At 54.4% G+C, this 18,153-nt stretch carries 20 protein-coding genes and 3 pseudogenes; 12 read left to right on the top strand and 11 right to left on the bottom strand.

What is annotated here, in order from left to right:
* Positions 1-133: 133 nt before the first annotated feature.
* The 4 genes from rpiA to M3A44_00395 all read right to left on the bottom strand — a co-directional run bounded on the left by rpiA (position 134) and on the right by M3A44_00395 (position 2,865).
* Positions 134-790, bottom strand: a complete 657-nt coding sequence (gene rpiA / locus M3A44_00410; GenBank protein ID MEQ6340131.1) for a ribose-5-phosphate isomerase RpiA — start codon at positions 788-790, stop codon at positions 134-136.
* 72 nt (positions 791-862) lie between these two features.
* Complete coding sequence (locus M3A44_00405) at positions 863-1,444, bottom strand: hypothetical protein (GenBank protein MEQ6340130.1); 582 nt, start codon at positions 1,442-1,444, stop codon at positions 863-865.
* A 46-nt stretch (positions 1,445-1,490) separates the two neighbouring features.
* Complete coding sequence (locus M3A44_00400) at positions 1,491-1,748, bottom strand: GIY-YIG nuclease family protein (GenBank protein MEQ6340129.1); 258 nt, start codon at positions 1,746-1,748, stop codon at positions 1,491-1,493.
* Between the two features lie 16 nt (positions 1,749-1,764).
* Complete coding sequence (locus M3A44_00395) at positions 1,765-2,865, bottom strand: alkene reductase (protein ID MEQ6340128.1); 1,101 nt, start codon at positions 2,863-2,865, stop codon at positions 1,765-1,767.
* A 194-nt stretch (positions 2,866-3,059) separates the two neighbouring features.
* On the opposite strand from M3A44_00395, the gene M3A44_00390 reads away from it, so the two are divergent.
* Genes M3A44_00390 through M3A44_00375 form a run of 4 tightly spaced genes read left to right on the top strand, consistent with a single transcriptional unit; the run spans position 3,060 to position 4,822 of the window.
* A complete protein-coding gene (locus M3A44_00390) occupies positions 3,060-3,440 on the top strand; it encodes a transposase (GenBank protein MEQ6340127.1) in 381 nt (126 codons plus the stop codon).
* A complete protein-coding gene (locus M3A44_00385) occupies positions 3,362-3,916 on the top strand; it encodes a transposase (GenBank protein ID MEQ6340126.1) in 555 nt (184 codons plus the stop codon). The genes M3A44_00390 and M3A44_00385 overlap by 79 nt, the downstream gene beginning before the upstream one ends.
* Before the next feature lie 28 nt (positions 3,917-3,944).
* Positions 3,945-4,460, top strand: a complete 516-nt coding sequence (locus M3A44_00380; protein ID MEQ6340125.1) for a hypothetical protein — start codon at positions 3,945-3,947, stop codon at positions 4,458-4,460.
* A complete protein-coding gene (locus M3A44_00375) occupies positions 4,445-4,822 on the top strand; it encodes a hypothetical protein (protein MEQ6340124.1) in 378 nt (125 codons plus the stop codon). Before M3A44_00380 ends, M3A44_00375 begins: the two co-directional genes overlap by 16 nt.
* A 41-nt stretch (positions 4,823-4,863) precedes the next feature.
* Here the strand turns inward: M3A44_00375 and M3A44_00370 are convergent, their stop codons facing one another.
* Complete coding sequence (locus M3A44_00370; GenBank protein MEQ6340123.1) at positions 4,864-4,983, bottom strand: Arm DNA-binding domain-containing protein; 120 nt, start codon at positions 4,981-4,983, stop codon at positions 4,864-4,866.
* 865 nt (positions 4,984-5,848) lie between these two features.
* Here M3A44_00370 and M3A44_00365 point away from each other — a divergent pair.
* The 8 genes and pseudogenes from M3A44_00365 (at position 5,849) to M3A44_00330 (ending at position 11,882) form a co-directional block, all read left to right on the top strand.
* Positions 5,849-7,082 (top strand): IS3 family transposase gene (locus tag M3A44_00365; GenBank protein ID MEQ6340122.1). Its coding sequence is split into 2 segments (ribosomal slippage): positions 5,849-6,141 and positions 6,140-7,082, totalling 1,236 coding nucleotides; the frame shifts between segments, so codons are not numbered across the junction.
* 24 nt (positions 7,083-7,106) lie between these two features.
* Positions 7,107-8,192, top strand: coding sequence for a hypothetical protein (locus M3A44_00360; GenBank protein MEQ6340121.1), 1,086 nt, complete (start codon positions 7,107-7,109; stop codon positions 8,190-8,192).
* Between the two features lie 127 nt (positions 8,193-8,319).
* Positions 8,320-8,610 carry a nucleotidyltransferase domain-containing protein gene (locus M3A44_00355; GenBank protein MEQ6340120.1) on the top strand — a complete coding sequence of 97 codons (291 nt, stop codon included), beginning with the start codon at positions 8,320-8,322 and terminating at the stop codon, positions 8,608-8,610.
* On the top strand, positions 8,607-8,963 hold the full coding sequence (locus tag M3A44_00350; protein ID MEQ6340119.1) for a DUF86 domain-containing protein: 357 nt from the start codon (positions 8,607-8,609) through the stop codon (positions 8,961-8,963). The genes M3A44_00355 and M3A44_00350 overlap by 4 nt, the downstream gene beginning before the upstream one ends.
* 70 nt (positions 8,964-9,033) lie before the next feature.
* Positions 9,034-9,402 (top strand): hypothetical protein, encoded by a 369-nt coding sequence (locus M3A44_00345; protein ID MEQ6340118.1) that lies wholly within the window; start codon positions 9,034-9,036, stop codon positions 9,400-9,402.
* A 43-nt stretch (positions 9,403-9,445) separates the two neighbouring features.
* On the top strand, positions 9,446-9,691 hold the full coding sequence (locus tag M3A44_00340) for a ribbon-helix-helix domain-containing protein (GenBank protein MEQ6340117.1): 246 nt from the start codon (positions 9,446-9,448) through the stop codon (positions 9,689-9,691).
* Between the two features lie 12 nt (positions 9,692-9,703).
* A pseudogene (locus M3A44_00335) lies at positions 9,704-9,874 on the top strand (transcriptional regulator).
* A gap of 721 nt (positions 9,875-10,595) precedes the next feature.
* The gene (locus M3A44_00330; protein MEQ6340116.1) at positions 10,596-11,882 is read left to right on the top strand and encodes an ISL3 family transposase; all 1,287 of its coding nucleotides are present in this window, start codon (positions 10,596-10,598) and stop codon (positions 11,880-11,882) included.
* Positions 11,883-12,175: 293 nt separating this feature from the next.
* Here the strand turns inward: M3A44_00330 and M3A44_00325 are convergent, their stop codons facing one another.
* The 6 genes and pseudogenes from M3A44_00325 to trmB all read right to left on the bottom strand — a co-directional run bounded on the left by M3A44_00325 (position 12,176) and on the right by trmB (position 18,079).
* Positions 12,176-12,733: a hypothetical protein gene (locus M3A44_00325; GenBank protein ID MEQ6340115.1), complete on the bottom strand. Its 558-nt coding sequence runs from the start codon at positions 12,731-12,733 to the stop codon at positions 12,176-12,178.
* Positions 12,705-13,355, bottom strand: a pseudogene (locus M3A44_00320) (type VI secretion system tip protein VgrG). The gene M3A44_00325 and the pseudogene M3A44_00320 overlap by 29 nt, the downstream one beginning before the upstream one ends.
* Positions 13,356-13,433: 78 nt before the next feature.
* A pseudogene (locus M3A44_00315) lies at positions 13,434-14,249 on the bottom strand (type VI secretion system tip protein VgrG).
* A 143-nt stretch (positions 14,250-14,392) separates the two neighbouring features.
* Positions 14,393-15,067: a hypothetical protein gene (locus M3A44_00310; GenBank protein MEQ6340114.1), complete on the bottom strand. Its 675-nt coding sequence runs from the start codon at positions 15,065-15,067 to the stop codon at positions 14,393-14,395.
* Between the two features lie 157 nt (positions 15,068-15,224).
* Entirely contained in the window at positions 15,225-17,219 is a 1,995-nt protein-coding gene (locus tag M3A44_00305; GenBank protein MEQ6340113.1) for a phage late control D family protein, read from the bottom strand.
* A gap of 224 nt (positions 17,220-17,443) precedes the next feature.
* On the bottom strand, positions 17,444-18,079 hold the full coding sequence (trmB, locus tag M3A44_00300) for a tRNA (guanosine(46)-N7)-methyltransferase TrmB (GenBank protein ID MEQ6340112.1): 636 nt from the start codon (positions 18,077-18,079) through the stop codon (positions 17,444-17,446).
* Positions 18,080-18,153 lie beyond the last annotated feature (74 nt).

Here is an 18,153-nt window from a genome sequence, read left to right as displayed (position 1 = left end):
CTCCTTTTGTGTATGTAGAGAGGGGGTATATTTTTGCGTTCTTCTTCTGCGACGAAACGGGCCTGGAACTAACCAGAACGCGGATAATAGCATACCTCACAGAACGATGGAGATGGCCCGTTACCCATATTCATCAAGCCAATTTGCGCACGCCTTCGGCGGTGCCTAGCAGCAGCACATCGGCAGACCGGATGGCGAAGAGGCCATTAGTGACTACACCCGCGATGTTGTTCAGCTCCGCTTCCAGACGCGCTGGCTCCATAATGCTCAGGCCATGCACGTCGAGGATAATGTTTCCGTTGTCTGTCACAAAACCTTCGCGCAACACCGGCTTGCCGCCGATCTTGGCGATCTCGCGCGCGACATAGCTGCGTGCCATCGGGATCACCTCGATGGGCAGGGGAAACGCGCCCAGCACGTCGACCAGCTTCGACTCATCGGCAATGCAAACGAACTTTCTGCTGGCTGCGGCCACAATCTTCTCGCGCGTCAACGCACCGCCGCCGCCCTTGATAAGCTGCAAATAACGGTTGGCTTCGTCAGCCCCGTCGACATAGACGCCGATCTCATTCACGGAATTCAGCTCGAACACCGGGATGCCATGCCCTTTCAGGCGCTCGGCGGTTGCCACCGAGCTTGCGACGGTGCCTTCGATCTTGTGTTTGATGCCTGCCAGGGCGTCAATAAAAAAATTGGCGGTGGAACCGGTGCCCACCCCGACCACGGCGCCCGCCTCGACATAGTCCAGCGCAGCCAGCGCAACCGCTTTTTTCATTTCGTCTTTTGTCATAACCCTTCTCCTCGAACCACATTTTATTCAGAATATACATCCCTGGAAGCAAGATGTCATGCGCTATGATCACTACCACCAGGCAGGGCCGGAACCTTCGTGCGGGACGCTATGGCAGCGTTCGCAGACAAACAGGCTGAAGGACACTTTGTCGTGGCAGCGGCCGCAAAATTCCCCCTTGAGAATTTTTTCCATTGAGATGCGATTGGCGCCGCGCTGCGGAACGAAAATCGCCGAGTGGCAATTGCTGCATGCAAGCCATTCGGTATGGGCGCGATGCGGAAACCGTACCCATGGCATTTGCGCGGTATTTTTTAACATGATATCGAGATCCATCTCCTGCATGACCTCCTTGCCACCGTACTCGTCTCCATCAATGCTTTTGCGGGGATTAATCAGGCCCTGGCGCAGCGTTTTTACCCAATCCACCTCGCCGCGCCGGTCTTTCGGAAAAGTGGACAGCGCCTCTGCCGGTTGCTGAAGTTTGGTAATGGCGGGGTTGGCAGGATCACGAATACCGTCTTCGGCCAGCGGCGTTAAAGGCGGCACATTCTTGATGCGCCACCGCTCCTCCGCTACACCGATGCAACACCACGCCGTTGCCACGAAAATCATTCCTGCGGCACCACGTTTCAGCCACCCTTTTTTGCGCATTATCCTTTACCCGTAGCGTATAGTCTTTTTATCTGTCACAAAAGCATCATGCAGGGTCATGCACGACCCCTTCCAGAAAACCCCGCTTCTTCCCTCGGGGCAGTTGCTTGATCTCCCATTCTGCGCGAGATGCGCTTGAACGATCCGGATAAGACTTCGCTCCTATAAGCCGCAAGGGTGGATTGCCTCGCGTGTACTTGGCGCCCTTGCCGTCAACATGTGCCTGATACCGCGCGGCGAGATCATTGGTGATCCCCGCGTAGAGTGCGCCGTTGCGGCATTCGATCAGGTAGAGAAACCACATGCGGTTTGCCTGGTCGTCAGGGGTTTTCAAGAAACGGATAATCCGTATATCCACCGGCACCACCGCCGTAAAACGTGGCGGGATCGGGCGTGTTGAGCGGTGCGTTGCGGGCGAAACGCAGCGGCAAGTCGGGGTTGGCGAGCAACAACACACCGAAGGCAATTAGGTCAGCCTCGCCCGCTGCCAGCGCCGCATTGGCGCGTTCCAGATCATACCCGGCGTTGGTCATGTATATGCCTTTCCAGATGCGTCGCAGCTTGCGCAGATCAAAGGCGGGGCCGGCGGCACCGGGGGTGTCCTTGCCCGCTTCAGTCACATGCAGATAGCCTAGCCCGAAGCGATTAAGCTGCCCAACAACATAGCTGAAGGTGGCTTCGGGGTTGGAGTCGCGCATATCATTGAAGGGTTGCAGCGGCGAGAGGCGGATGCCCACACGCTCCGCGCCCCACACCGCACATACTGCCTCGGTCACTTCGAGCATCAAGCGCGCACGGCTCTCAATGGGGCCGCCATACTCATCAGTGCGCTGGTTGCTGCCATCCCGTAAGAATTGATCGAGCAGATAACCGTTTGCGCCGTGGATTTCCACACCATCGAAGCCCGCCGCGAGTGCGTTTTGCGCACCACTGCGGTATTGCTCGATAATGCCGGGGATCTCGGAAATATCCAGCGCCCTTGGTGTAACAAAGTCTCTCGGACCCTCGTAGGTAAAGGCCTGACCCTCGGGCCTGATTGCTGAAGGCGCCACCGGCAGCGCCCCGTCCGGCTGCAGCAAGGGATGCGATATGCGCCCCACATGCCACAGTTGCAGAAAGATTCTTCCGCCACGCGCATGCACCGCATCGGTTACGCGCCGCCATCCCTCGATCTGCGCCGCGCTATGAATGCCGGGCGTGGCGGGATAACCCACCCCCTGCGGCGAGACCTGCGTCGCTTCAGTGATAATCAGCCCCGCCGTCGCCCGCTGTGCGTAATACTCGACATTCAATGGCTGCGGCACATTGCCTTCGCCCGCACGGTTGCGCGTCAACGGCGCCATCACGATGCGGTTCGGCAGCGCATAGGGTCCGACCTGAGCGGGCGTAAAAAGATCTATCTTTTCGGGTGTCGTGTTCATGTGTCACATTCCTTTATTATGGTTGAGTCGCATCGTTAATTCTACTTTGTCAGATTTCAAGCTGGACACACATTCTGGATAGAATTATAATAAACCTTTGTTTTATAAAGGTAAACAACGATGACCCCGTGAAAATGCCTCGCCCTGCCTTAAATCCACCCTGGAGAGCCTCCCTAAAGCGCTGGAGGCGCATCTTGATCCTTATTCCCCGTTTTTCGTCTCTCGCACCCGCGACGCCTTGGCGGCGTTTCGGGGCTATGTGCGCGGACTGTTTCAGTCTGAGCAGCGCCAACATGCTGCGGATGAGCGAGGTGAATGCCACTGGCCACCAGACGATGGCAGCCTATGCTGACCGAGGCGATGGTGGATTGGCGAGGCTTGGGCGATGCGCTGGCGGTAGAGAGCGATGCCTTGCTGGGGGTGAGCAATCGGTGTTGCTGCTCGATGAAAGCGCCTTCGCCAAAAAGGGCGAATCCTCCGCCGGGGTGGCGCGGCAGTGGAATGGACGGCTGGGCAAGGTGGACAACTGCCAGATGGGGGGGCGGCGCTGTGCCGGGGCGAGCAGGCCAGCCTGATCGATGCGCGGTTTTATCTGCCGCAACGCTGGGTGAGTGATGGGTTGCGGTGTAATAAGGCCGCGATCCCCGAGGCCGAACGGCGCTATCGCAGCAAGTCCGAGCTGGCCTTGGCGATGGTGGACGATGCGGTGCGCCGCGGGGTGCGCTTTGGCGCGATAGCCGTCGATGGCGGTTATGGCAAGGAGCCCGCCTTTTTGCGGCAGCTCGACCGGCGCCGACAACGCTTTGTGGCCGATGTGCACTGCGATCAGCATGTCTATCTGGAAGACCCCAGGCCGACGGTGCCGGACCGGCTCTGGGCGGGGCCGACAGCCCCGCCGCCTAGCCGCACATACCAAGGCGGTACGCGTGGACCACTGGAGCGCGACCCCGCCGGCGAGCGCGTGGCGCCGGCTCGGTTTGCGCGGCGGAGGGAAGGGCAACGTGGTGGCCGATTATCTGCGCACGCGGGTCTGGGTCTGGGATGGCCGTGAAGACGCGGCCCATTGCTAGCATCTGCTGGTGCGCCGGGAGGTCGGGGCGCGCACGGTCTCGCACTACTGCCTGTCCAATGCGCCTGAGGATACCCTGCTCGAAGAATTGGCCCGCCTCCAGGCCCAGCGTTATTTCATCGAGCATAGCTTTCGCGAGGCCAAGAGCGAATGCGGCCTGGCCGATTATCAAGTGCGCCGCTGGGATGCCTGGCGCCACCACATGGCACTGGTCATGCTCGGCACCCTGTTTCTGGTCAAACAGAAGCTTGCCGCCCGGCAGCACTGGCCGATGATGTCGCTGAATGATCTGGTGACCGTCATGGCGCATCTGTTGCCGCGCCGACAACAGTGTCAGCCGAGGATCTCGCCGCAACCATCGCTACACGTCACCGTATGCGGCTGCAGGCGAAGGAATCCCACGCCAAAAGGTCATCCCTGGCGTTGGGGTGAATGTGACAAAGTAGAATTAGTCGGTGGCAGGATGTCCTTTAGCTCTATGTCCCTGGAAGGGTCGCGGGTGGACAGGCCATGCCCGACGGCGTAGCGGAAGATTCGCCCACAGATGTTGTGCATCCGCCGGTCAATATCCATGGCACCTCGGGCTTCGATACGCCGTATTACCGCCAGCAGATCAGGCACGGCAAGCTCGGTAATCGGTCTGTTACCGATAATCGGGAACACGTCGCGCTCAAGGTGCGTCAACAGTTTGGCCTTGGTGCTTTCGGCCAGTGTCGGCGCGGTTTTGGCGTACCACACACGCCCGCCCGATCACCTCAAAGGTGTTTGCCGCTGTGCCGGACTGCATGGACTTGGTGGCCTTGCAGTGTTCGCTGGGGTCGGTGTGGTTCGCCAGCAGTTGCCGCGCGTCGTTACGTTAGCGGTAGCGAGCGACACGTCTGGGTATGAGCCTAAGGCTAGAAGTTTCTCTTTCGAGTTAAAGCGGTATTTCAAGCGCCATAGCTACCGCCAGCGGGGGAGATTTCCAGGTATAAGCCGCCACCGTCAAACATACGGACAGGCTTGCAGCCGGGCTTGGCGTTACGGATCGCAGTATCAGTGAGCGGCATCTGGGGGTATCTCTTTACGGTTGGATGTCGAATACCCCCACATACCCCCGGATTGCAACAGCTTCGCTCGGACTGCTATGGACGAAGAAAAGGCCGGAAGCCTTGTTTTTGCTTGGCTTGCCGGCCTTCTTTGGACTGCTTTGGAGTGTTTAATGGTGCCCAGGGACGGAATCGAACCGCCGACACGGGGATTTTCAAACCGCCAGTATCTCATAAAAGATTAACAAAAACATCAATTTATAACATACAAGCCGAACCGAACCCTACTTTACCCGCCTTAGTAAACAATCACTTAGCAAGCACCGCTGGTGCAAATCCGGTGCAGCCTGGCCAGTTCACCAGGTTTTATTATTGTCCCGCGTGCCGTTTGCCCTTTACCTGCCACCAACCCTCTGGTGTCGATCCTATTGCGTCTCGCATGGTCAATTGTGCGCATTGTTCCATACCCGTTTCCACTGAATCCGTTGTTTTGGTTATTGCACGTCGTCACGGTACCTTGAAGAGCGTTACCACATGAGCCGCGCCGTGATGTTACCGGATTTGTGTCCTGAGGTAACCGTGCCCGGCAGATGCATTGCATGGGTTTCCGGTCTGGGTTATATCCACTCCAGAAATAGGGTTATAAGGGTTCGTTTTTTGTGTTTGGTACCGGACATTTCAACCACAAAGCGTGGGGGAGTTAGTTCGGGAGTTCCTGTTACACCCGAACTAACTCCGGACGTCCGGAATTTTAGGGGGTCAAATGTGGTTCGTTGACTACCTTGAGATTTACCAGGATCACAACGACGGCGGTCGGTGATTATAGTGGACCCCAGTTTTCGGACAGTAAATTAAGATGGTAGCCTGCTGTAAAAAGGAGCAGGTCATGAGTGAAACGAAGCGGAAGAATTTTAGTGGTGAGTTGAAGGCCAAGGTTGCACTTGAAGCGATCCGAGGGGTCAAGACAGCGAACGAAATTGGTCAGGAGTTTGGGGTTCATCCGACCCAGGTTGGGGTATGGAAGAAAGATCTCCTGGAGCAGGCATCCAGCCTGTTTGATGCCAAGCGCGGCCCGAAGCCTGCCGACCCCTCGGCGAGTCCTGAGCGACTCTACTCTGAGATCGGGCGGTTGAAGATGGAGCTGGACTGGCTCAAAAAAAGTCCGGGATCAGCCAGTAGCGGCGCGTAAGCAATGGATCAGCGCCATCGAGCCACTGACGTTGACCCGGCAATGTGAACTGGCGGGTATTGCCCGTTCCACCGTCTACGCGCCGCAAATGGCCGCGAAACCGGGCGAACAGGAATTAGCGTTGTTATCGGCGATTGATGCCGAATACACACGGCATCCGTTTTACGGCAGCCGCAAGATGCGGCATTACCTGCGAGGTTTAGGTCACAATATCAATCGCAAGCGGGTGCAACGGTTGATGGGACTATTGGGACTGGCAGGCATGGCGCCGGGGCCGAACACCGGCCGACCGCACCCGCAGCACAAGGTTTATCCGTATCTGCTCAGAGGCGTGGTGGTGACACGACCCAACCAGGTGTGGAGTACTGACATTACGTATATCCGCCTGACGCGGGGGTTTGTGTACTTGGTGGCAGTGATCGACTGGTACTCACGCAAAGTGCTGGCATGGCGATTATCGAACACGCTCGACAGCGTGTTCTGTGTGGATTGTTTGGGGCAGGCGCTACTGGCCTATGGCATCCCCGAGATATTCAACACCGATCAGGGCTGCCAGTTTACCAGTGAAGCTTTTACGGGCGTCCTCAAGGCGCGCGGTATTGCCATCAGCATGGACGGACGTGGGCGGGCACTGGATAACATCTTTGTGGAGCGGCTCTGGCGTAGCGTCAAACACGAAGATGTGTATCTGAAAGGCTACACCACGATGCCTGAATTACTGCTGGGATTGACGGAATATTTTGTGTTTTATAACACAGAAAGAATACACCAATCATTGAACTACATTACGCCTGATGAGGTTTACCGTACAGCGAGCGGAGGCGGTGCAAGCATTGTAGACAAATTCAGTGAGACAGAAAAAACTCACTCAAAAATAGAAGCAATAACGGGGCAGCGCCGTTCTGCTGCATGTGAAAGGTTACCCTCTTAAACTCGATGCATTATTGTCTTGACTGTGGGGTCCACTATAGATTACAAAATCACGGCTCATCCAACATGCGGTGATTCTAGCGATTTCATCCGCAAGGGTTTGCCTTCTCAGTGGTACAAAAAAAGTAAAAATAAAAAGAAGTCTCTTCCTTTGGTAGGAAAAAAGCTTTATCGGTCGGTTGATCTTGAAACCGGCAAGCAATGCCAGCCTAACACCTCGCCTCTGGCGTTTGAGGGTTCCTACAGCTCAACCCTGCGAATCCGGTGCGATGGCCAACGGGTGACGGTCGGAGGCAATCCTTCGCGCTGGCAACGGCCTGATAATCTCTTCGGCTACGCCACCTTGGAGGATTGTGTAGCCGTGTATAACCGTGTCCTTCTTGAACTCGGTCTGCCACCCTTCTCAAAATGCACCAAGTTCGATTGGCTACAGTCGGGTGATAATGATCGTTCCCGGCTGTGGACGGATGGCGCCGTCATTACCCGGATCGACTGGACGCGCAATTTGGGCGTTGGGCGTGACAATGTGCTGCCGTTTTTGCGGGGATTATCTACCCAAGCCCTCAACCGGGGTAAACTGCCCTACCTCTACCCGAACGGACGCACAACCGACTGGAACAAGGGCAGTTCGTGGCGTTATGATAAGATTTACGATAAGGGCCATGATATGGCTTGTCGGAAAAAGCTTAAAAAACTAAAGACAGATGAAGAGCGCGACTACTACAAACGTTTGATCGACTATTGTGAAGAAATGGGCATAGCCAGAGAAGAGCACACCTTCAAGCAGAAATTTTTGAGCCGACATAATTTTTGCTTCTACGGAATGGTGCGCGAGAGCGACTTTGAACCCCACTTGAACGAGATAGATAATGCCATGAAAAGACTAGAGATAGCTGCTGTTGACTATATAACCATTGCCGATCAATTGCTGGATCGTGAGATTGTAAAATCCAGGCAGGCCGCCAATGCTACTCAAAATTATGCCATGCCTTGGTTCCATGCCATTCGTTGGAGCATAACAGTCAGTACTATGTTCATCGTGCCCGCTTGTTGCAGTTGGGTATCGATATTTCTGTTCAGTTCGATGGTACAAAATCTTTGCCGCAGTTGAAGCGTGATCGTGAAATCCACGTCAGCACAGTGCTGCCGCCGCCGTGGTACCGCATGCCGGAAGTGCCAACCCTTAAGTTGGTGGCTTAGGTGCCATTGAATCCTATTTGAATAACGAGGTACATGTCATGAAGCCTTCTGTTGCTCTTGACGAGAAACGCAGTTCTGTACGCGAAGTAGCCAATCGTTTTCACACCGCCAACCTGCGTGTATTCGGTTCCGTGCTTCACGGTAATGACAGAGACGGCAGCGACCTTGATTTGTTGGTAGACACCTTGCCCGGTACCACCCTATTCGATTTGGGTGGTTTACAACTAGAACTGGAAGAATTGCTTGGCGTACACGTCGACTTGCTGACCCCCGGCGATCTACCACGCAAGTTTCGTGATCGGGTTCTGGCAGAGGCCATCCCGGTATGACGGAGAACCGCTTACCCGATTACCTTGACCACATGATTGAAGCCGCGCAGCAAGCGTGTAGCTATGTCGAAGGCATGGACAAGGAAGACTTTCTTGCTGACAAGCGTACTCAGCAAGCAGTAATTCTAAACCTTGTGATCATTGGTGAAGCGGCAACTAAGTTGATACAAAACCATAGCGCTTTTCTCGATCAACATGCAGACGTTCCTTGGCGTAGCATGAAGGGTATGCGAAACCGCATTGCGCATGGCTATTTTGAAATTAACCTTGATGTAGTGTGGGAGACGGTGCAAACCGCATTACCACAGTTACTTGATCTCCTGCCTGCAATTCGTCAACACGTCGATGACTAAGTCCACGTCCGAAATCTAACCAGTGGACGCTTGTCCCATAGTGGGACTTTTCATGTTATGAAGTAGGGATATGGAAAAGAAAAAGTGGGATATACGTTGGGAGGGCCGTCATTGGCGTGGTGACGAGTGTTTAGAGAGGAACGAGCGCTTGCCGGAATCGTTTCGTGTTCAGATCCACGATGGTCAACTGGGTTTCGGCGAACAGGAACGTTTGACGGTGCTCGCCATGCTGCTGGAAAACCTTGGTCTTGATTCAGCATTCCGCTTTTTGCTGGATATATCTTTTCAAGATGGCGAAATTTCAAGGGAAGATTTCCAGCTGTTGAACGAATTCATCACGAATTTTTCGCTTCGGGGGGATGAATCACCCCCCTCTTGTCTTGCTGCTGCTTTGGTGTCGATGCCAGATGTGGGAAAAGATTCGGATTTTGATAGATAAACATTACGAATTTAGTGAATCAGGGGAATGAGCTACCCCACCTATGATCTTCCCTTCTTTCATGTCCGTCGATAACAGTTCCAGCCGCGTCCGGCTCAGTCTCGATGTCTCTTCCAAGGTGAATGACCAGCTGGAGGCCTTGGCGGAGGATGAGGGCACCTCGAAGAGCGATATCATGCGCAAGGCCATCGCCTTGGTTATGGTGGCCTTGCAAGCCAAGCATAAAGGCCAGAAGCTAGGTACTCTGGACAAGGACGGTCACGTGCTGTCCGAGATCATTGGCCTGTAGAAGGCAAGCGCAATGGTTGAAAAACTGACTACCTATGATCCTGCCGAGGATCTGACTACCGACGAAGCGATTGAGATCTTCATGGCCGAAGCGTATCTGACGGATGACGCAGACTACATCGCGCACGCTCTGGGGGTTGTTGCCCACGCTAAAGAGATTGCAGGCCAAGCCGGGCTTTCCAAACCGTAGGTCATCCGTCACGGTTACGGTCAATACCTGTGGATAATCCGGCATCGCTAGCGTTTTTTGGTGAGTCGTGACGTAAAGTGTGACGTTTGACCTACGCCCCAATTTTCGCGCCCGCGAAAATCTTTTCCTCAATTCCCTCATGATAAACATTACCACGTAATGTAATTACCAAGACATGGTTGCGTTGTGCCGCTTTCAATGATGCGCGTCATGAATAGATGCCGCACTCAATTTGATTGTGAAGGTGAAGTGTGACGGATGACCTACGCCACAACTTTATCTCATAAAAAATACATAACATTCATTAATTCACAATAATTATTTTAATAATTATTTTATCTTTTAATAACAATATATTGATGGATTTACTCTTTTAAAATGTCAGCTAATTTGGTTGACGTTCGATAAAAAAGTAAACCAATTTTGTTGACATTCAATAAGTTGATAAATTATGAGTATTGACGTTTAAAAAACTTGGTGATAGCTTTTATATCGAATGGGATGAAAAACAATCATTGTATTTTTAAAACTACATAGGAGAAATGAAATGAAAATCGAGATTAAATCGAGTCAGGTAGGCAGATTTGAAGGTCAGAAAGATGGCCGCAATTATGTAATCCGTAACCAATTCGCTTATGCCTCACTCCCCGGCAAACCTTACCGGGTCTTCGTGAAATCGAGTGGGTGAAATTTAACATGAAAACCTCCGCAAGCCTTGTGGCATCAGGCAAAATGCATCCTGCACCTGTTGCAGAAAATGGGAGGTTTTTTCAATGGCTATTTCACGCAAACCCAAACGCATTCTCGACGCATACCGATTCCCCTGTTTTCGCCCGCTGGAAAAGATACGCGGCATCTTTGGCGACTCCAAAGCACGGATCATCACGCTCGTTCGGCGCTCAAAAAAACGGCCTGCAACAGTTGCGGCAGAACGCGCTCTGGTTGGTACGACAAGAGGCTTCGACGAGTTCGCGACCTCTCCTGTGGCGACACACGTATCTATCTGGAAATCGAAATTCGACGGGTGCTTTGTCGGCACTGCGGGAAAGTGAAACGCGAACGACTCGACTTTCTCGCCGACAACCCACTCTATACAAAGCGATTTTCTTGGTATGTAGGCAGACGGTGTCGCGCCAGCACGGTGTCGGACATTGCCCGCGAATTGCTTCTGGACTGGCACACCGTCAAGGAACTGGACAAGCAATACATGACCGCGCAACTGGAACGCGCCGGAACGCCAGCACCCAAGGCCATTGGCATCGACGAAATATCGATTCGCAAAGGACATACCTATCGCATTGTAGTCAGCGACTTGATCCGTGGTCGTCCCATCTGGTTTGGCGGTGCCGACCGTTCGGAGGACAGCATGCGACAGTTCTATGACTGGCTGGGAGAGAAGAAATCCAAAGGCATTTGTCTTGCAGTGATGGATATGTGGAAGCCCTTTCGTAACGTAACCAACGAACGCGCCCCGCAGGCGGCCATCCTGTTCGACAAATTCCACATCATGAGCCATCTCGGCGATGCTCTGGATAAAGTCAGAAAGATGGAATATGCACGTCTTCAGGGCAAGGATAGGCGCTACATTAAGGGGCAGAAATACGTACTGCTTTCCAATCACGAAAATATGACACTGGACGGCAGACGTTCTTTGAAGGCTTTGCTGGCAGCGAACAAACGGCTGAACACGGCGTACCTGCTGAAAGAGTCGTTTGGCCAGTTGTGGGATTACAGGAGCGAAGCATGGGCGCGGCGTTTCTTCGAGAATTGGAAAACCAGCCTGAAGTGGCAGCGCCTGAAACCTTACGAGAAATTTGCCGAGATGATTGAGCGCCATTGGGATGGGATCGCAGCCTATTGCAAGCCAGAGAATAAAGTTTCACTCGGCTTTGTTGAGGGGCTCAACAATAAGATACGCGTCATCCAACGCCGTGCATATGGTCTGCGCGATGAAGAATATCTGCGACTAAAAATACTCACGTCTATGCTCCCGAGGCTCTAAAAAACATGAAATTTACCCACACGATCACGCGAAGAGCCTCCAGTATTTTCTGCGGCCATCGAGAGCATAGACCTTGCATTGGTCTAGGGAAGAACATACCCAATGGATAGATATTTTTTTATCTTGAGAAACACTTGCTCCCTGATATTCCTGAGAAGTTCTCGCATCCACCAAAACAGGCAAGCAGCAGCCGAATAGAATAACAATTACACTGAAAATTCTGACTATCACGTCAACGTATACCTCGATAAAACCGAAAATCCCGTGGTGATACGCCGTCAGACGTAGGTATTTCAACGATCCTTCTTGGGGTCGAAGGCAATCGACGACAGACAGCGAGGGTTGCTTTCAGCGAAACTAAAGGACAGATCGCCCCAAGGTAGCCGGGTTGAATGAGAGGTGACATCAGCGAGCGATCCACGCGGTGATTGCGTAATCTCCAGTGCGCTGTAATGGTTGCGTACCTGCTCCAGGGTGATGCAGGCGCCTCCTATTTCCAGAACCATGAAGCCGGGGTGCGTGCCATGGCGCTTGATCCGCAGATCAATATTTGAAATATCGACGTCATCTTTCAGTTCAATCCGGTTGCTTTTCAAAAATTGGAAAACATCGTTACTCGTGTTGTCGGTCTCGGTGAGCGTTGCTGAAAACAGCGTCTCCACTTTGGCTTTTGAAAACGGTATTTGCTGTGCCACGGCTTCAATGGCCTGCCATAGTGTCATTTGTTTTGTCGTCATTATCTTGTCCTTTTCCTGAATATCACTAATCTGTCCGCATCCAGCGAGGCAGGCTGTCACGCTCATCAATAACCAATGCCAAACGCTACTTTTTCGGCGGGAAGGCTTCATCATACCAACCCCCGTAATAGTCTGCGTAGGATTGCCCAGTGTTCGACGTGATCTCACCCATACCGAACTGTGCGCCGATAGACTGCCGCGCTGTCGCCGCGTTGCCATCCTTCAGAAACTGGTCATACGCCCGGTTATAGGCGGCATGATTGGCACTGTTGCCCGCGATGCCAATGTCAGGTCCGCCATTGGCTATAATTTCGCGCTGTACCTTGATGTTGTTGAGTGTAGCGGCACCCTCATCAGCCAGCGCGCCATTGACGTAAGCGGTTTTGGACGAATAATCCTCTTTGTAAGGGTAGGTGGCGTGCCCTACTTCGTGCGAGAGAGATTGCATCGCGGCAGTGGGATTGTCCTTTTCGGCGCCGTCGATAGTAATCAGCTTGTCGCGCCTATTGGCAGTCGAACCTTTTCCGGCAGGGCCATATTTGACCCCCCAGCCTTCATTTTTTAGTTTCTGCCAGTCCTTCTGCAAACTCGGCGACTTGGCAGCGAGTTTGTCCACATCATCGCCCAGCCCCGTCTTGATGGGCGTACCTGCACTGGCCGTAGGCGCTGCTGCGCCTATTCCTGATACGCCGACGGGTGCGGGCGCTGCCACCGATCCACTCGGCAACCCCACCAACACCGTCTCCCCCCTCTCCGCCCCCTCAAATCCATGCGCCGCCCCTTTCACCGAGGCGCTGCCGATGCAGGCGAGGGTGATGTTGCCGCCCTCCAGGGTGATCGAGGCACCCTCGGCTTGCAGGACGATCTTCTGCTGGGCTTTGACTTCGATGTCGCCGTTGACGGAGGTGATGGTGACCGCCTGGTCGGCGAGGATCTCCAGTTGATCGGTGTGCGCTTGTAATGAGACCGGGCCGTTGGCGGCGATGGCCTGGATGCCGCCACCGTGGGTGAACAAGGTGGTGGCTTGGTCCGAGACGGCGGCGAGGGTATGGGCGGCGGCGAAGTGCAGGTCGGCTTGGCTGGTCCAGTGCAGGTGCTGACCGGCAAACAGGGCGGTGCTGGCGGGGCTGGCCCAGTTGATGTTGGTGGGGCTGTCCAGCAGGATGGCCGGGGTGGCGAATTTCTCGACCGGTTGTGTTGGATCGAGGTCTCTCGTGCCCGGCCGCGTCTTCTGGGCGGCCTGGCCGTTGACCGGGGCGGTGTATTTGCCGTGCTGGGCGGGGTCGATGGCGGTGATGAAGTCGTTTTGGGCGGTTTGGGCCGTCTTGCTGCTCAGGGCCGTTTGGTGGGTGGCGGCGTCGCACAGGGTTTTGGACAGCGCGTGCGCCGCTTTCATCTGCGCCACGGCCTCGGCGGCGTCCATCTGGGTGGAGGTGACGCTGGCGCCCTGGCCGGGGCGTTGGGTGGTGGCGATGAGGATGCCGTCCGCGCCGCGTATAGAGGCCCAGGCATCGGTGCGCAGTTCGAAGCCCTCGCCCCTAAAGCTGCCGCGCTGGGCGGAGGTGGGGGATTGGTGGACGAGGTGGCCGAGGTTGAGCTGGGAGGCGGCGGTGCTGGTGGCCAGGCGCATGCGCAGTTGGTGCTGGGTGTCGTCGATGATCACCCACTGGTTGTAGCCGGTGCCGTCGAGGCTGTGGATGCCGGAGAGGGTGCCGGGGTGGTGGGTCAGGACTCGGGGAATCATGCAGAGAATATCTTCATATTTTCCTCGTTTTAATGCGGGTCCCAATTTAGAAAATGAAGTTCACCATTTTGGCGGCGCGCATATTGGCTATCGTCTGGCATGCCTTTTTCTTGGCGTACAACCTTAAGGTTTCCATCAATCAATACAAATTCTCGATAAATCTCACAATCTTGTTCGCGACGTGCGATTTTCAATAAAGCGCCGGATTGCCAAATGTAGGTGTCATGGAAAAAGCATTGTGCAGCGCATCCACAGTTGTATATTCCTCCCTCCAGTTTTTTTTCTTGGGGAGCAACCTCAAGGTTATGGATTCTTGAGAGTTCCACATCATATTGGTATTTCTTTTTCTTTGGGTTGAACAGCCAAACGTCGGAACACCGTGATCGTCCTTGACCGTTAGTAAAACCTGTAATCCAAATATCGGCATTTCCATCAAAATTCAAATCCGCAAGAAGGGCGTAGGGTTCACTTGGCCCTTGAAATTGACATTCAACTTTCACCCAACTCCCGGAAAGTTTAATGGCATGCGTTTTATCGCCTTCTGATGAATAGTAAACGCGAAGCTTGAGTGATTTCAGTATTTCGCTCATTGCCAACCCAGGCTGAAGGCTGCGAAATTTAAAATCGTATCGTTGCGCATGAGCAACGGATATCGCGCATAAAAAAAAGAAAGCAGGAAGCGTATTGGTTAATGCCATCTTCATTTATGCGCCTTGCTGCGGCCAATGTGGCCAACGTTCAATTATGAAACATTTAAAGGTGTTGTCGTCATTAGAAAGGTATCGCCCTGTTATCAGGTTTCCAACCTTCGATAATCCTGTTTTTTTAAGAGAGCATTTTTTTGGATTTAATCGTAATAAATTATCGATCAAGGCGAATATTTTCCTTGACAACTCCTTCAGTTGCATTTTTCTTGTAGCTGAGAAAAATCTCGGAAGGATTGATAAATCTAATATCATGGATTAAAAGTGAAATATCCGAAGTCAATAAAAATTCAGATTTAACGATTTCTTTAATTATTTTTTTCTTTGGAAACAGCTTGTAGATTATAATTTTTTGTCCGGCTACAGAGGCAATCAAATTTGCCTCTGTATTTACTGCTGCCACCAATGGAAAAGGACCTACTGCTCCAGCATTACTATGGAAAAAGAAAGAGGCGCTACAAGCGGTTCCACAGCCAAAAAGTATTTCGGCAAAATCGTTAGAGTGCCAAGTGACGATGGGTTCGCGTAACGGCACGCGGGTTATCCAGTATTTTCTGCGGCCATCGAGAGCATAGACCTTGCATTGGTCTAGGGAAGAACATACCCAATGGATAGATATTTTTTTATCTTGAGAAACACTTGCTCCCTGATATTCCTGAGAAGTTCTCGCATCCACCAAAACAGGCAAGCAGCAGCCGAATAGAATAACAATTACACTGAAAATTCTGACTATCACGTCAACGTATACCTCGATAAAACCGAAAATCCCGTGGCGATACCCCGTCAGGCGGCCGCAGGCGGTGGGCGCGCGGATTCCGGCGGTGGCGGCGGGGACGATGGCCACGGCCTGGCGCACGCAGGTGAAGCGGTTGCGGTAGGTGCCGTGTTCGAGGGTGTGGGAGGAGAGGTGATCGGTCTGATGGGTTGGGCCGGGATGTGCTGCCGGGCTGGCGATGGTCGCTCCCGGCATCCTGCCTCTGGCGACACTCGTACATCCTTGCACAGCGTCGGTGTCCAGGTTGTTGACGGCGGCGTGCTCGACCCACAGCACGGTGAAGGCGTTCTTGCCCAGCGGGTAGCGGGTGTGCTGGGTGAGCATGAAGTGGTGTCCGGCCGCCAGGGTGCGTATCGCGCCACCGCCGGTGAAGGTTTTGTTGCCCATTTCGAGGGCCTGCAGTGCCAGGCCAGCGTGCTGCAGGGCGGCGGCGCTGTCGGCATAGCGTCGCTCCCCGCTGCCGTCGTAGAGGGACAGTACCGGCAGGTCGCCCGCGTCCAGGGCGGAGGTGAGTTCGGCGGTGGGGGCGCTCACCTGGAAGGGATCCCAACTGGACAGTGATACGGCGTTGGGTTGTACCTGGCGCCGGGCGGAAAACTGGTTGATGGCGTCGCGGGCGTCGGTGGCGCGCACGCCGTGGAAGCGGATCTCGGCGCCTCCGGGCATCGCGGGGGCTTGGGCATGGACGTCAAAGATGACGAGCTGGTGTTTGGCGTGGGCGCTGGAGGCGCGCTCCCCCGGCGATGCAGCAGCCAGGGCATCTGTCTGTGCATGTTCAAAACGCCAGCTCAATCCTTCGGCGGCCAGCAGGCGCGTAAAGAAGTCGAGGTCGCTCTCGCGGTATTGTGTGCAGATGGGGCGCGGCGCGAGGGTTTGTGTGATGTCACAGCGGACGTTAGCGGCGGGGTAATCGTCCAGCAGGGCGGAGGCGATCTCTTGGGCGTTTTTGTCCTGAAAGATGTAGCTGTCGCGGCGCAGCCGCAAAAACGCCAGAAACGGCTCCAGGCGCAACCGGTAGCGCGCCATGCCCCCGTCGGCGCCGAGCCACGACATCTGGGTGCAGTAGCCATGCCAGGCGCGGTAGCGGCCATCGGCCTGCAACACGCGCAGGGTGAGTTCTTCGCCGATGAAGCCCTTGAGGTCGAGGTGGGTGGACAGGCTCAGGGCCTCGATGTCGAAACAGAACAGCTCGTTGATGCCTTCCCGCCCGTGGAAACGCTCGACGACCAGTGTCTCGGGCAGGCCGGATTGTTGCGGGGTTTCGAGCGTGATCAGGCGCGCGTGTTGCGTGAAAAGTGACCCAAAGCCCAGCTCCCTCACCAGCGCCCCCAAGCGCGCCAGGTATGCGTCGGGCGCGGGGAGGTAGGGGATGGGCATGGGGGGCTCCTTATGGAATTAAATGGTTTGATATGAAACGGTTATGTGCGGGGAGTCTAGCATTGGGGGGGTAGGGGGGCAAGCAAACAGTTTTGAACTGGGCAAGGAGATGCGAGCCGTTGGGGTGTTGTCTGGCCCGGTCACTGATGTATTCCACGGGTGGTTATGTCAAGGCAAGGTAATCGTGATATTGGAGCCTGTCAATTTTGTGATGAGGGTTTTGTTCAGGCTTTTTTGCGCTCAAAGATCATATCCCATATCCCATGCCCCAGTCGCTGCCCGCGCCGCTCGAATTTGGTGAGGGGGCGGTAGTCCGGGCGGGGCGCGTATTGTTTTTCCCCCGCCACATTGGTGAAATCGTGTGTGGCGCTCATCACTTGCAACATGTGCCGGGCGTAATCTTGCCAGTCGGTGGCCATGTGGAAATGTCCGCCGGGTTTAAGTTTGCGGGCAACCAGCGTGGCGAAGGCGGGATTGACGATGCGCCGTTTGTGATGGCGGCGCTTGGGCCAGGGGTCGGGAAAAAACAGGTACACGGCATCCAGGGAGGCGGCAGGTATGCGTTTTTCGAGCAGCTCAACGGCATCGGTGCTGATCACGCGGATATTGTTTAATTCCAGCGCGTGCGCCTTTTGCATGAGGCTGCCGACACCGGGGCTATGTACCTCGATGCCGAGATAATTATTCTCCGGGTGGGCGTGGCCCATGCCCGCCAGCGCGTCGCCCATGCCGAAACCGATCTCCAGATGACATGGCGCGGTACGCCCAAACAGCGCCTCCAAATCCAGAGCATCCGCGCCTTCATCCACACCATATTTTGCCCAGAGCGTCTCTAGCGCATGGCGCTGAGCGTCCGTCATGCGGCCTTCACGCAGAACAAAACTACGGATGGGGCGGATCTTTGGGGTGCCGGTCACGAAAAATTCCTACAAAT

It is taken from the genome of Gammaproteobacteria bacterium, assembly GCA_040183005.1.
Classification (GTDB): Bacteria; Pseudomonadota; Gammaproteobacteria.
The sequence above is the reverse complement of the archived record's forward strand: the minus strand, read 5'-3'. Positions and strand labels throughout refer to the sequence as shown.

What these genes read in the sequence shown, in the direction of transcription:
- M3A44_00345 (MEQ6340118.1), top strand. Translation starts at nt 9,034, where the DNA reads ATGGAAAAGAAAAAGTGGGATATACGTTGGGAGGGCCGTCATTGGCGT.
- trmB (MEQ6340112.1), bottom strand. Translation starts at nt 18,079, where the DNA reads ATGACGGACGCTCAGCGCCATGCGCTAGAGACGCTCTGGGCAAAATAT.
- M3A44_00405 (MEQ6340130.1), bottom strand. Translation starts at nt 1,444, where the DNA reads ATGCGCAAAAAAGGGTGGCTGAAACGTGGTGCCGCAGGAATGATTTTC.
- M3A44_00350 (MEQ6340119.1), top strand. Translation starts at nt 8,607, where the DNA reads ATGACGGAGAACCGCTTACCCGATTACCTTGACCACATGATTGAAGCC.
- M3A44_00370 (MEQ6340123.1), bottom strand. Translation starts at nt 4,983, where the DNA reads ATGCCGCTCACTGATACTGCGATCCGTAACGCCAAGCCCGGCTGCAAG.
- M3A44_00375 (MEQ6340124.1), top strand. Translation starts at nt 4,445, where the DNA reads ATGCCCGACGGCGTAGCGGAAGATTCGCCCACAGATGTTGTGCATCCG.
- M3A44_00355 (MEQ6340120.1), top strand. Translation starts at nt 8,320, where the DNA reads ATGAAGCCTTCTGTTGCTCTTGACGAGAAACGCAGTTCTGTACGCGAA.
- M3A44_00400 (MEQ6340129.1), bottom strand. Translation starts at nt 1,748, where the DNA reads ATGTGGTTTCTCTACCTGATCGAATGCCGCAACGGCGCACTCTACGCG.
- M3A44_00310 (MEQ6340114.1), bottom strand. Translation starts at nt 15,067, where the DNA reads ATGAAGATGGCATTAACCAATACGCTTCCTGCTTTCTTTTTTTTATGC.
- M3A44_00340 (MEQ6340117.1), top strand. Translation starts at nt 9,446, where the DNA reads ATGATCTTCCCTTCTTTCATGTCCGTCGATAACAGTTCCAGCCGCGTC.
- M3A44_00305 (MEQ6340113.1), bottom strand. Translation starts at nt 17,219, where the DNA reads ATGCCCATCCCCTACCTCCCCGCGCCCGACGCATACCTGGCGCGCTTG.
- rpiA (MEQ6340131.1), bottom strand. Translation starts at nt 790, where the DNA reads ATGACAAAAGACGAAATGAAAAAAGCGGTTGCGCTGGCTGCGCTGGAC.
- M3A44_00395 (MEQ6340128.1), bottom strand. Translation starts at nt 2,865, where the DNA reads ATGAACACGACACCCGAAAAGATAGATCTTTTTACGCCCGCTCAGGTC.
- M3A44_00325 (MEQ6340115.1), bottom strand. Translation starts at nt 12,733, where the DNA reads ATGATGAAGCCTTCCCGCCGAAAAAGTAGCGTTTGGCATTGGTTATTG.